The sequence below is a fragment of the Sediminibacterium sp. genome (assembly GCF_019264485.1).
GTDB lineage: Bacteria > Bacteroidota > Bacteroidia > Chitinophagales > Chitinophagaceae > Sediminibacterium.
Genome location: NZ_JAHVAA010000014.1, coordinates 65,393 through 79,142 on the forward strand (window position 1 = coordinate 65,393; position 13,750 = coordinate 79,142).

Sequence of the window (13,750 nt, forward strand, 5' to 3'; positions counted from 1 at the left end):
TTACCCGCAGGATTAAATTAATTCTGCGGGCTAACGTTAACCAAACAGCAACTATTAAACAACGCATTATGTCACACTTTTATAAATCTCTTCAGCAATTCATCGCACTGATACTGATGGTAAGTTTTACAGGCTTAACAGCGGGTGCACAGAAACCAAATCGTGTACAACCTACCTGGTGGTTCGGACAATCAGGTGCCATTAATTTCAATCAATATCGCGGTACCACCCAAATGCTCAATAGTGGTTTGAGTGTTCCTACTGCCTTTCACAAAGGCAATAGTATTCGTCCGTATATTTCCATACTAACAGAATATCGTCCTAATAAAACATTGGGTGGCATGTTAAATGTGGCATGGGATAATCGTGGTGGAGAATTTGAAACAGTTATGGCTCCATGTAATTGTCCAGCTGACCTGTCAACAGGTCTCAGTTATTTAGCCATTGAACCCAGCTTAAGAATCGCTCCATTTTCGTCTGCTTTTTATGTTTTTGTAGGCCCAACAGTTGGTATCAATTTATCAAAAGCATTTACTTATAAACAGGAAAAACAAACAGACGTCAGGGCTGACTGGAGTGATATCCGTAAGACTATAATCTCTGCTCAGGCTGGTTTAGGCATTGATATTCCAGTTTCGGCACGTAACAGTGAAACGCAAATGACTTTATCGCCTTTTGCTTCTTTTCAGACAGATCTGGGTAATTCACCACGTTCTGTTGAAACATGGTCGATATATACTGTTCGCACGGGAGTTGCTTTAAAATTCGGGACCAAAAAAACGGCATTGAAAAAAGTTCCTGATGCAGTTATCGTTACTCCTAAAACAGTAGTAACAGAAAAAACAGTTGTTACCGTTGAAGAAAAAGAAATATTTTTTACTGTACGTGCACCTAAAATTATACCTGCACAAAGACAAGTAAAAGAGACTTTCCCATTACGGAGTTCTGTATTCTTTGATATGGGGTCCAGTAATATTCCAGCCAGATATGTACAACTCAATAAAACAGAAGCCTCAAATTTCAAAGAAGAAGCATTACAACAAAACCAACCAGATAATCTGAACGCAGGTCGTTCAGCCAGACAAATGGCCGTATACTATAATATCCTTAATATCAAAGGAGATCGTTTAAGGAATAGTCCGAATAGCTCTATTACTTTAACCGGTGCTTCTGTCAATAACCCAGAAGAAGGAAAATTAATGGCGGAGAATATCAAAACCTATCTCGTTACTAATTTTGGTATTGACCCATCAAGAATTAATACTACCGGCAGAAGTAAACCTATGGTTCCATCTGAGCAACCCAATGCTACACAAGATCTCGACTTATTGCGCGAAGGAGACAGAAGAGTTGATATTGAAAGTAATTCAACTGAACTATTATTACAAGTAGGGGGAAGCAGTTCACCTTTTTTAAAACCCGTTCAATTCACTTCTTATCAGGTTGATCCGTTAGATAGTCATGTAATATTGAATACAGAAGGTGCCAGTACACTTATGAAATCATGGTCGGTGGAAGTCATTGATGAGAAAGGATTCTCTAAGTATTATGGCCCCTTTTATACAGACAGGGCATCTATTCCCGGTTCAACAATTTTGGGGGATAATGCATCTGGTAATTATAAGATTATCATGACTGGTGAAACTGTTAGCGGACGTTCAATTAAAAAGGAAAGTTCAGTAAGCTTAATGAAAACTGAAAAGGGTAAGGAAGAGGGCCTTCGCTATAGTATTTTATTTGATTTTGATAAAGCAGATGCTCTCTCCTCTTACGAAAAATTTCTGACCGATGTAGTTACACCATTGATCCCTGAGAATGGAACTGTGATCATTCACGGACACACAGATATTATTGGAGATGAAAAATATAATCATACACTGTCACATGAGAGAGCTATGGGCACACAAAAGATTATAGAAAATGCCTTAAACAGAGCTGGAAAAAGAAACGTGAAATTTGAAAGTTTTGGATTCGGCGAAGACCAAAATCTTGCCCCATTCAATAATAAATTTCCAGAAGAAAGATTTTATAACAGATCAGTGATTATTGATATTATTCCAGGAAAGTAATAAATTGATGAACTCATAAGGAGAGCTGGTTATATAAAACTGGCTCTTCTTATTTTTAGATTACCTGTAAAAGCTTAATATCAACTTACACTGTTTTAAAAGCTAGTTCACCTGTATTTCGGGACACTTGTTTTTTGATTCAAGAAAAACGAAGAATATCGAACAGAGAACCTTTAGATTCTCCATATCCAATTCAAAAATATTGGACGTTCGATACTCTTTGCCGGATATTGAATATTAAACCATCAGAAACTATATACTATTTTCCCATTTCCAAGCTGACCTGATCATTTCATCCAACCCCAATTCAGCTTTCCATTTAAGTATTCTATTGGCTTTTGAAGCGTCGGCATAAATACATTCAATATCGCCTGCCCGCCTTCCTCCAATCTGATAATTGAGTGTTGTTCCTGTAACTCTTTGAAAAGCATTTATCAACTGCATCACTGAAAATCCATTCCCGGTACCCAAATTGAATATTTCAAACGCTGATTCATATTTCCTATTGAGCAACCGTTCTGTAGCCAGCACATGGGCTTTTGCAAGGTCTACTACATGAATAAAATCGCGGATACAGGTGCCATCGGCTGTGTTGTAATCATCGCCAAATACGGTAAGTTTTTCTCTTTTCCCTACCCCCGTTTGTGTAATAAAAGGCATCAGGTTATTTGGTATTCCTCTGGGCAACTCGCCTATTAAAGCAGATTCATGTGCTCCTACCGGGTTGAAATACCGTAATACAATTATATCTGCAAAACCATTTGCAGCGGAACTCTCCAATATTTCCTCTCCCATCTGCTTGGTACTTCCATATGCAGATAAGGCTTTTTTAAAAGGACTGTTTTCCGTTACCGGCAATTTATCTGGTTCTCCATAAACAGTAGCTGATGAAGAAAATACAATATTCCTGACCCTGTATTTTTTCATACTCAGCAAAACGTTCATCAGCGACCCAAGGTTATTCTGGTAATAGAAAAGTGGATTTGCAACAGATTCAGATACTGATTTTAAGGCAGCGAAATGAATGACTGCATCAATTTTGTATTGCTGAAAAATAGTTTGAGTAGCTTCGTAATCACACAAATCAATCTCAAGAAATACAGGTTCCCTTTTCGTAATTTCCTGAATACGCGATAAAATGAAGATATCAGCATTACTCAGGTTATCTGCTATAATTACATTAAACCCAGCTTGCAATAATTCAACTACTGTATGAGAACCTATATAGCCTAATCCACCGGTTACCAATATATTCTTTTCCACTTTTACAGAAATTATTAGCCTATTAAGTTGTTTTAACTATCCTCACTATCCAAAGACAGATATACTATCTACAGACCACTTTATATTTTACAGGTATTTCCCAACAATCCGGGTAAAACACTCCTTCTCTTTTTGATAGGCCTGTAATAATGCAACCTGGTTTTGCGCACGAACTAAATTGTGTTTATCGTATCTGGCCTGGTAATAAATATCTCCATTGATATAATCAGTAAAAAAACGGATAGCCTGCATATATATCATGAACTCACCGGCATATATGAAATGTTCTTTTTCATCGTTTGTCAATTCTTTCCCCATTTCACTAAGATATCCGGCCGTAATAGCCTCAAAAAAATCAGGCCTGACAATCACTTTTGAAAAATCTTTTTCATCTTCATTGCAGGGGGAAAGATAGGTTCTGAACATATCACCCAAATCGCTGATAAAATAGCCTGGCATTACCGTATCCAAATCAATTACACATAAGCCTTTATCGAGTTTATCAAACAGTACATTGCTTATTTTAGTATCGTGATGGGTTACCCGCAATTTAAAAGTTGATTGCCTTTTTATTCGCTCGTAAACATCCACTATATATGACCAGTCTTTTAATTGTCTGATCAACTCAGCAGATTCTGCTAACCGTTTTTTATTTCCTGTTTCAATTATTGTTAAAAACTGGTTGTATCGTAAAGCAAGGTCGTGGAATGATGGAATAGTAATTTTAAGTTTTGTTACATCTATCCCTTTCAGTTTTTTTGTAAACCTACCAAACTGTGTGGCAGCTTCAAAAGCCTGCTCTGGTGTTTCAACAATATCTTTCGAATATGATCCCGGAACAAATGGGAAAGCCCTGTAAAAGTCTTCCTCATTTGCGTATACCATCGACTTACCATTAACAGCCTGCAACGGAGAAACAAATAAATAGTCTGGGTTATGTATTTTCAAAAAACCGGCGATTAAATCTATATTTTGCTCTATATCGCCCGGTTTTTTAAAAACATTTGTATTTATTTTCTGTACAATAAAAGCATTACCGTTTTCAGAAATTTTCCAGGTATTGTTAATCAATCCACTACCAAAATTTTCTACTACCAATGACTTTTCTACAATTCCATACTGGTTTAATACTGATTCAAGCATGAACGTTCTCTTAATTAGGCCTTTTAATATTCATCATTTAATGCAAAAACGGGCTTTCTGTACATCCATTGTCCGCCAGTAAAATCAGGAAACTCAATTGTTTCATTTCCTTTTTCTATCGACATTTCACTTAATGGTGTAATGGCACTCCAGGCTGCCGCATCATACACGTCCATTGGTGTTGGTGCATTTCTTTTTATTGATTCAACAAAAGAATGAATAACGTAAAAGTCCATGCCACCATGTCCGGAACCCTGAGCTTCCTTGCTCCATTTTGCCCATAATGGGTGATCATACTTATCCAGCCAAATCTTAGCCTCATCCCACTGGTGAGGCTTTGGAGATTTTCCTTCAATATAAATCCCTCTGTTTAAATCCATCCATATCCCCTCTGTTCCCTGCACACGGAAACCTAATGAGTAAGGTCGTGGCAAATTGGTATCATGCTGTAATAAAATTGTTTCCCCGTTTGCACAGCCAATTGATGTGGTTACTACATCGCCTAGCTTAAACTTAATCTTAGCATTAGGATGATCAGGACCACAATTTTTTATCACATGTTCATGTAATCCTCTTGCCTTTGTTGAGAAAGATGAGATATTCACAAACCTGTTTCCACGATTAATATTTATACAATGTGCAATAGGCCCAATTCCATGTGTTGGGTATAAATCTCCATTTCTGTGAATCGAATGATGTGTTCTCCAGCTTGCTTCGCTCCAGGCTTTATCACCAATCTCACATCCTCCACCATACGCTTTCGTACCATTGTTAAATTTCACATCTCTCAAATCATGTTGATAGCCACCCTGAAGATGTATCATTTCGCCAAATAAGCCCTGCCTTACCATATTCAGTATAGCCATTACATCTCTTCGATAGCATACGTTCTCGAGCATCATTACATGCGCTTTGTATTTTTCCGCTGCTTTTACAACATCCCAATGATCCTGCAATGTGATACCGATCATTACTTCACTACCAATGTATTTAATTCCTGCTTCTATGGAACCAATAATCATCTCTTTATGCCATTCCCATGGAGTTGCGATGATAATTCCGTCTATGCCTCCTTTCATTTCAAGCATTTTTTTCCATGCATAGAGATCGCCGGTAAAAATCTGAGGCATTTTTTTACCGCTCTTTACAACCATTTCTTTTGACCTCGTAAGCATTCTATCATCAATATCACAAATAGCAACCAACTCCACATCATTTCTTCTTAGTACCAGGTCAAGGTGGTTTTGCCCGCGGAGGCCAACACCAATCATGGCAATTTTAATTTTTGTATCCGCTGCTGAAGCAAATAATTTATCCGCTGGTAATATGGCCAGCGTTGCAGCAGCAAGTCCTGTATTTTTTACAAATTCTTTCCTGTTCATTGTGTTCAATTTTTATTGTTAAGGCAAACTGGTAAAATCAATTATTGGAGAAATACCTGTAGCTGTTCTGGTAAACATAGTGCCGGGTGTTATGTTATTGGCAAAGAAGCCGCCATTTTGTAAAAAGAATTTCCCATTCTCTACTCCACCTGCAAAATCCATTCGCTGTTTATTGTTACCTGTTGCATCTACAGTAAACTTAAAAGCTGTTACTTCATTCCATACACCTGCCGCAGTTCGTACCCATTGATTGGTCCAGTGGGCTTTTCTTCCGAAATAACCATTGTAGTCATAGAAGTTTTCAAGGAACCCATGAAAATTTGTGAGATGTTTACTGGTATTAGGTCTTGTAAAAGTAGCGAGCAATGTCCAGCTGCCTGTTTCCGGTGTAAAAAACCAGGAGGTATAAATTGTATTCCCTGCTCCATCGGGTTTAGCATGTGTAAGAAATTTATAAGTAGTACCAGCCTGCCAGTTAAAAATCATATAGCTCTGTCCACCAGTTCCTTCTCCCCCAAACCTTCCGGCGGTCACGTTGGTACCTTTTCTTACCAATGTAGTTTGTCCTGCTGATGGATCCCATACAGAAAACAGCACCCTTCTTTCGCTGGGTGAATTTACCTGGATACCGAAATATCCTTCACCAAAACCATTGGCCATAAAGTATGATCCGATTTTATCTTCCCCTACCGGAACAGTGAGTTCGCTGTAAAAATATTCCATATCACCAGTTGGTACTGTATAACTCAAATGACATGATGGCCCCCTTCTTGACCAATAATAATTAGCAGCGTCATTTGCAAAAAAAAGGTTCGCTGTAGTAGCAGTGCCGCCAATCATTATATCCGATACTTCTGCAAAAGAAGTACCTGTTTTACTGATACCCTGTAAATCTACTTTTACATATCCAGCAGTGGCAATATTTACTGTTCCTGCAAAATATGTTTTTGAAGAAGCTCCGCTAATATTAACAGTAAAAGGACTGCCATTTACCAAAACTTTTACCACACTGCTTCCGGCCGGATCTGTTTTTGCCTTGATAGCCAGGTCTAACTGACCAGTTTGTCCTGCTTTAAAGTAAACACTTATAGTGGTACTTGTAGCGATCCAATTTGTTAATCCACTTTCATTGATTTTTTCTGTAAAACCACTTACCGATTGTGTAATATATGCGTTACCCCCAATTGGAACAGCAATATTAGTTGCCGGAGTAATAACGGAAGGCGCAGATGAACCAGGAGATGTTATTTTGTCTTTTTTACAAGCTGCGGTTAAGGTAAACAGCAGTAACAGGACATTCGCAGAAACAGAAAATATATTATTCGTTACCATCGATGATTTTTTAATATTAAATACGGGTAAGAAAAACCCCGGCCAGATGGCCGGAGTTGTTTGCCTATAAACCTGTCGAACTTATGAGAGAAATTTTCAAGACCTTTTTATCAAGTCACCCTTTACAACAACTATTTTGTTGTAAACACATCAATTTCTGCCAGGAACGTATGATTGGTTCCGGCCACCTGTGGTGTTAATGCGGTTATTTTTAAATAGCGATACGCCTTTTCAGATGAAACAGGAAAACTTTGGAAGTCGTTTGTTATGGCAAAATTAAACTGCCCTAAACCTGTAAAACTCGTTCCATCTGTACTTCCCTCTATCTTAAATGTTTTCATTCCCACTGTATTGGGAGTACCTGCTCTTTGTCGGTTTGCAATATCGACAGAAACAATGTTCTTATTATTTTTCATATCAATCAATACCCAATGTGGATACGGAACTACCACCGAATAATCGGTATGCCAGTAGGTATTAATATTTCCATCAATCGTAGCAGATCCTTTTCCGGTATTCTCCCAGCCATCCGGCGTTTCACTATCTGCAGTTGCTGTCCAGCCAGTTTTATCGGCTTTTGCAACTGTTGATTTATCTGTAAAAAGTATTGCTTCCGATTTATTACAACCAACAATAGTTGCCAGACCTGAAACAAGCATTGCGATATATATTAATTGTTTCTTTTTCATTTGTATTTTTTGTTAGGGATAATCACATTCTATTAATTAATATGAAACCAATAACTTATTATGGATTTTGTGTAAGATTAGGGTTTTTTGCTCTTTCACTTTCAGGTATAAAGAAAACTACCCTGTTATCCGCTGCCGTAATTGTCTGGTTGATATTATTCGGTGTAACATTTAATGCATGTGTGCCAGGATAGTTACGTACTACCGATCTACCATTTCTGAATAAATCGTAAGCACGATGTCCTTCAAATGCCAATTCGAGCCATCTTTCTTCCAATACAACATCCAGTACAGACTTGCTGCTCAATGCAATACTTGCTACGGTGTGCAATGCTGTTCCTGACAGACCTGATCTTTGCCTGATCAGATTAACATCATCCAAAGCAAGTTGTGCATTACCCAATTTAGCATTGGCTTCTGCTCTTATCAGGTACATTTCAGCCAGGCGTATGTATACCGGGGAACTAAGATTAATAATACCTTCCTGCAAGTTGTATTTGTTGATATAATACATAGGTGTATTGGGTGTGAGCCTTGTATTATACTGTAATACACCATTTATCCTGTATGGAGAAAGAAAAGACTGTCTTTTATCAGCGGGATTAGTGCTCAGAAAATCATAATACTTTTTCGATGCGTATATCTCTCCCCAACCACTTTGTGCCTGCCCAGCCGGGTTTCCATTTGCATCACCACTGTAATACATTGAGCCAATAGCTGAAAAATCCTGATCTTCTGTTTTTGTATGCCGGATACAGAATATGGTTTCACTGTTTCCTTCCGGCGCCATTTTAAAATAATTAGGGAATTCACTTTGCGATAACAAGCTATAATTACCTGAATTAATCACTTTATTGGCAAACTCAATGGCTTTGTCATTATTCTCCATATACAGATATATCCTTGCCAATAATGCATTTGCTACCTGCCTTGAGGCAAATGGATTGGCTTTGGGCAACGTCATCATATCTGCTGCATTGGTAAGGTCAGCAATAACAGATGCATATACGTCTTTTACTTTACTTCTCGATATGGTGAGTTTTTGTTCTTCTGTGAGATCTTCCTTCAGAACAGGGATACCGGGATTGTCACCACTGTTTTGCGGGTATGGTCTTCCAAACACACGTACCAGATTAAAATGCATCATGGCACGTAAAAACAGATTTTCTCCTTTCAGTTGACGCAGATCTGCTGAGCTGTTATCAGGAATGGCTGCGATAATTTTATTAGCTGCACCTATTACGAAATAAGACTGTACCCAAAAATTGGTAGCATGTCCTGAGGTAGTAATATGGTTGTACCTGTATGCCCTGGAAAGGTCGTCGGATGAGTTCTGGCCTTGTGCAATTTCATCACCAGGGTATTCCATTAAAAAATGACTGCTTCTAACATATGCAGGATTTCTCAATACTGCATATGTTCCAATAGTAGCCGTTTCAATATCAGCAGCATTGGTTAATGCAGAGTTTTCATCAATTGCAGTTGATGGCTCAAAGTTTTTCTTGCAAGCGCTAAGCAACAGAACAAGAGTAACCGCAAGTATGATTGATTTATAATTATACATATTAATCGCTTTTAGTATTTAGAATGAAACGCTTAATCCAAACAAGATTTTTTTACTGGTTGGGTACCTGAAGCTGGATACACCGGAACTTAACACCACTTCCGGATCTGGACCTGAAAAATTGGTACCGGTCCATAAATTATCACCGCTAATAAATACCCTGGCACTTGAAATTTTCATCTTTTCTAAAAAGTTAGTGGGCAGGTTGTAACCGAGTGTAATATTTCTCAAACGGATATAACTTCCATCTTCCAGGTAACGTGATGAAGATGCATTTGAAAGTTTATTTCCTCCGGGTAATGCTCTGGGGTGCGTAGCTATATCACCAGCTTTCTGCCAGCGTGTCCACTCTTTTGGAAATACCATTGAGTTGTATGAATCGTAGTTACCATCATTATCATAATAAAAACGGGTATCATTATACACATAGTTACCATACACAAAATTCATAAATGCCGATAGCGTAAAGCCTTTGTATGTAATGGTATTTGAAATACCACCTGAGAATTTCGGGGCTGATGATTTACCGAGGTATTGTCTTGAAGTAGCATTGGCTACTGAATTATAGTTATTGGTATATGTAACATATTTTTTTCCATTGGCATCCATCACTACCTTTTCCCAAAGCGGATCACCATTTGAAGGATCTACACCTGCCCAAACCGGCAGGTTCCATGCATCCATATCATATCCTACCCCTATTGGCTGGGCCGCACCTGGATTGCTGTACAACGCTCCGGCATTTAATGACAGTACTTTGTTTCTGTTAAACGCCATATTGAGGTTTGTTTCCCAGGTAAAATCTCTTTTCATTATATTTTTAGTAGTAAGACTGAATTCTATTCCCCTGTTTCTAACACTACCAACATTTTCAAAGATGAAACTGTAACCGGTTGTTGCAGGTAAAGGCTTTCTATATAACAGATCTTCTGCTGTTTTCTGGTATACATCAACACTCAATTCAATTCTTTTCAAGAGCGTAATATCTATCCCGATATTGGCGGCTTTCTGTTTTTCCCAGGTAAGATTCGGGTTTGCTTTTTGTGATGGTGCTGCACCTGGCTGACCGGCATAGCTCGATGATGTCGATAATGAGTATAAACCCAATGAAGCATAATCACCAATTTCAGCATTACCTGTTGTACCATAACTTATCCGAAGTTTCAGAAAATTAATTGCATTGATTCCTTTCATGAAATTCTCTGTTGTCGCTATCCAGGATGCTCCTAACTGATAAAAATTAGCGGCTGAATTATTATTCCCAAAGCGGGATGACCTGTCGCGGACAAATGAAGCAACTGCAAAATATTTATTAGCAAAATTATAATCAGCCTGCGCCAGGTATTTGTGGAAGCTGTATTCGTTTCTGCCTCCTGTTGGAACGTTTATTACTGCTGTGGCTGTTGATGCAAAGGGCCGGCCCGGAGGAAGTCCTTTTACTGAAGTTGACAATACATCATAAGCAGACTGGGTGGCTTCACCTACAGCTAATACAGCGATGTTATGATTGCCAAAACTGTTCTCATATCTGAGTCTGTTTGAACTTACAAATGTTTTTGAAAAGGATTCGCTATTGTATAATTCTCCACCATTTGTGGCACCTCCCTGCGATCTTTTATCATAGAATGACCTGCTGCTATAATCAAAAAATGATGCTCTATTATAAGTTGCAAAACTGAGGTGCCTGGTAATTGTATAATCAATATTAACATCACTGCTTAAATTAAAACTCCTCGCATTAGAAGAATTATACTGCATAGAATACAGATAATTGCTTTGATCTCTCCCATACCATTGTACATAGCGGGAATCGACAGGTCTACCATCTGTACCATAGGCTGCGTCGAAAGGCAGGTAAGTATATGCCTGGTATAATCCACCTTCAGGGTTATACTTATCTTTGGTATAAATGCCATTAAGTAATACACTCAACTTCAATTTATTGGAGAATCGATGAGTAAGGTTGGTGCGAAAATTGTGAGCGGTTTTATCGTTTTCAATTAATGTACCCTCTTCTTTATACAAATTTCCGGATATATAGTACTGCGTTTTGTCGTTTCCACCTGAAGCAGACAGTGTGTAGTTTTGTGTGAGACTCTGTCTGAAAGTTAAATCCCACCAGTTTGTATTGGTATTAACCATTGCAGGATCGGGGGTAGAAAAGCTGGAGAGATAATCGAACAGCTGACGTGAATTCATTAATTTAAAATTTCCGGTTGTGGCATTATTTAAACCAACAACAGAACTGAATTCAATTTTTGATTTTCCGGCTTTTCCACTCTTTGTTGTAATAATCATTACACCATTTCCTGCTCTTGAACCATACAGACCCGTTGCTGCTGCATCTTTCAATATAGTAACAGATTCCACATCAGAAGGATTATAGGTTCCTCCTATATTTCCATCAACTACTACCAGCGGCCCAGAGCCTGCAGAAATGGTACCGGCACCACGGATAAGAATATTGGATCCTGAAGTTGGGTCACCCGAAGCAGAAGATACCAATACACCCGGAGCTTTACCCTGTAACAAACTTGCAAGGTTGTTTGATGTAACATCTCTCAGCTTATCGCCGGAAACTGTAGATACTGCGCTGGAGAGATATTTTGCTTTTTTAGATGAATAGCCAACAATTACTACTTCTTCAAGTAGTTTATCCTGTGTCTGTAATTTAATTTCTATGGGTCCGCTTTTTTCAGCTACAATTTCTGCAGGTGTCATATTAACATAAGAAATGACTAATACATCTCCCTTGAATACGTCAACTGAAAATTTTCCACCTGCATCGGTAACGGCCACTGTTTTTTTCCCTTTTATTGCAACGTTAGCTCCTGCGAGCGATTGGTTGTTGTTATCAGTTACTGTTCCACTGATAATAAGTTTTTCACTTTTTGCCTGTGCATTTGCTCTCTGCAGTACAATCGTTGTGAACACGAGAAAAAGTAGTACCAGATATGATGATACCCGATGAAAACTTTGTTTTGATTTTTTCATGCAGCAACCGTTTTAGTTTTGAATTAATAATCAAGTTTAGGTTGAATTATTAATAAAAAACTGTGCAAACGGGTGCGCAAATTTTGAAAAAACAGTTTGCAGTTGTTATCAAATCATCAATTTATCTGCAGTCATATCATGCGCAAACGGTTGCGCATGATGAAAAAAAAGAAGTCTTTTGTAGATGTAAGATTAAGATGTGTATGATAAAAAATTAATGATACAAACACTATAGAACTACAGTTGCTTATATGCTACAAGAGAGGGGGCAAGCTCTTCGGTATAATAGGTATTCGGCAAAACTTCCTGTGTTTCTTTATTTTTCAGAATGGTCATCAAAATATCCATTGCTTTTTCACCCTGCCTGTAAGGATGCTGTTCAATAGAAGCCAGTGGAGGAAAAGCTGTATAACTTGTGATAGGCAGGTTGGCAAAACTTACAAAAATAATATGTTTGTTCACTGCTATATTATTTCTTGCTGCATACTGCGTAGCATCCATGTGAACATAATCGTTGAAAGTAATAATTGCCTGTGGAAGTTTTTTAAGCCCTAGTAGTTTTTTCATTGCCATTTCGGTTCCTTCTTTCGACAAGTCGGTCGTTTCTACCAGTTGCATATCTACTTTTAACTGGTGTTTCGATACTCCGTCAATATATCCTTTTAGCCTTTCTTTACTGGCTCTTAATTTATCCGGACCATTAATGAATGCAATGTTTCTGTACCCATTGTTAAATAACCATCCTACCAATTCTATAGTACCTTTATATAAGTTACAAAATACTTTATGTGAATCTGTCATTGTTGGTACCCGATCAAAATAAACAACCGGTATATCATACTTTTTCAATGCTTCCAGGTGATTGTATTTGTTCGTTTCTTTAGATAAAGAAATGATTAACCCATCAACTCTTTGTTTTTTCATTGCCGAAACAGCTTTTATTTCCCGTTCCAGCTCATCGTAGCTCTGACCAAATAAAATGGTGTATTCGTGTTCAATAGCTGCAGATTCAATACCACTTATTGCCTGTGAAAAAAAGTCTTCCCTGATATAGGGAATGATCACACCAATAACGTGTGTCTTTTTTTGTTTAAAAAAAATAGCCTGCGTATTTGGCTCATATCCTAATTCTTTAGCCAATTGCTGTACCCGCTGTTTGGTACCAAGGCCAATTCGTGGATGGTTGCTTAATGCCCTTGATACTGTAGACACCGACACATTGAGTCGTACAGCAATTTCTTTAATAGTTGGCAGTTTATCCACGAATGCAGGTTATTAGTTTCAGGATATTAAAAGTAGGAAATAATTCAGGTT

General features: G+C 38.0%; 9 protein-coding genes. 1 reads left to right on the forward strand and 8 read right to left on the reverse strand.

Annotated elements, in window-relative coordinates:
• The first annotated feature begins 68 nt into the window (after positions 1-68).
• Positions 69-2,069, forward strand: coding sequence for an OmpA family protein (locus tag KXJ59_RS11770; RefSeq protein ID WP_295204820.1), 2,001 nt, complete (start codon positions 69-71; stop codon positions 2,067-2,069).
• 252 nt (positions 2,070-2,321) lie between these two features.
• Here the strand turns inward: KXJ59_RS11770 and galE are convergent, their stop codons facing one another.
• The 8 genes from galE to KXJ59_RS11810 all read right to left on the reverse strand — a co-directional run bounded on the left by galE (position 2,322) and on the right by KXJ59_RS11810 (position 13,699).
• Complete coding sequence (gene galE, locus KXJ59_RS11775; protein ID WP_295204822.1) at positions 2,322-3,332, reverse strand: UDP-glucose 4-epimerase GalE; 1,011 nt, start codon at positions 3,330-3,332, stop codon at positions 2,322-2,324.
• 87 nt (positions 3,333-3,419) lie between these two features.
• Positions 3,420-4,475 (reverse strand): aminoglycoside phosphotransferase family protein, encoded by a 1,056-nt coding sequence (locus KXJ59_RS11780; RefSeq protein WP_295204824.1) that lies wholly within the window; start codon positions 4,473-4,475, stop codon positions 3,420-3,422.
• A 23-nt stretch (positions 4,476-4,498) separates the two neighbouring features.
• A complete protein-coding gene (locus tag KXJ59_RS11785; protein WP_295204826.1) occupies positions 4,499-5,857 on the reverse strand; it encodes a Gfo/Idh/MocA family oxidoreductase in 1,359 nt (452 codons plus the stop codon).
• Positions 5,858-5,875: 18 nt separating this feature from the next.
• A complete protein-coding gene (locus KXJ59_RS11790; protein WP_295204828.1) occupies positions 5,876-7,189 on the reverse strand; it encodes a DUF5077 domain-containing protein in 1,314 nt (437 codons plus the stop codon).
• 131 nt (positions 7,190-7,320) lie between these two features.
• A complete protein-coding gene (locus KXJ59_RS11795) occupies positions 7,321-7,878 on the reverse strand; it encodes a discoidin domain-containing protein (RefSeq protein WP_295204830.1) in 558 nt (185 codons plus the stop codon).
• A 58-nt stretch (positions 7,879-7,936) separates the two neighbouring features.
• A complete protein-coding gene (locus KXJ59_RS11800; RefSeq protein WP_295204832.1) occupies positions 7,937-9,442 on the reverse strand; it encodes a RagB/SusD family nutrient uptake outer membrane protein in 1,506 nt (501 codons plus the stop codon).
• An 18-nt stretch (positions 9,443-9,460) separates the two neighbouring features.
• Positions 9,461-12,436 (reverse strand): SusC/RagA family TonB-linked outer membrane protein, encoded by a 2,976-nt coding sequence (locus KXJ59_RS11805; protein WP_295204834.1) that lies wholly within the window; start codon positions 12,434-12,436, stop codon positions 9,461-9,463.
• 237 nt (positions 12,437-12,673) lie between these two features.
• Complete coding sequence (locus KXJ59_RS11810) at positions 12,674-13,699, reverse strand: LacI family DNA-binding transcriptional regulator (RefSeq protein ID WP_295204837.1); 1,026 nt, start codon at positions 13,697-13,699, stop codon at positions 12,674-12,676.
• Positions 13,700-13,750 lie beyond the last annotated feature (51 nt).

Bases quoted from the DNA above. Each gene is read 5' to 3' on its own strand.
- KXJ59_RS11770 (WP_295204820.1), top strand. From the start codon at position 69: ATGTCACACTTTTATAAATCTCTTCAGCAATTCATCGCACTGATACTG.
- KXJ59_RS11780 (WP_295204824.1), bottom strand. From the start codon at position 4,475: ATGCTTGAATCAGTATTAAACCAGTATGGAATTGTAGAAAAGTCATTG.
- KXJ59_RS11785 (WP_295204826.1), bottom strand. From the start codon at position 5,857: ATGAACAGGAAAGAATTTGTAAAAAATACAGGACTTGCTGCTGCAACG.
- KXJ59_RS11790 (WP_295204828.1), bottom strand. From the start codon at position 7,189: ATGGTAACGAATAATATATTTTCTGTTTCTGCGAATGTCCTGTTACTG.
- KXJ59_RS11795 (WP_295204830.1), bottom strand. From the start codon at position 7,878: ATGAAAAAGAAACAATTAATATATATCGCAATGCTTGTTTCAGGTCTG.
- KXJ59_RS11800 (WP_295204832.1), bottom strand. From the start codon at position 9,442: ATGTATAATTATAAATCAATCATACTTGCGGTTACTCTTGTTCTGTTG.
- KXJ59_RS11805 (WP_295204834.1), bottom strand. From the start codon at position 12,436: ATGAAAAAATCAAAACAAAGTTTTCATCGGGTATCATCATATCTGGTA.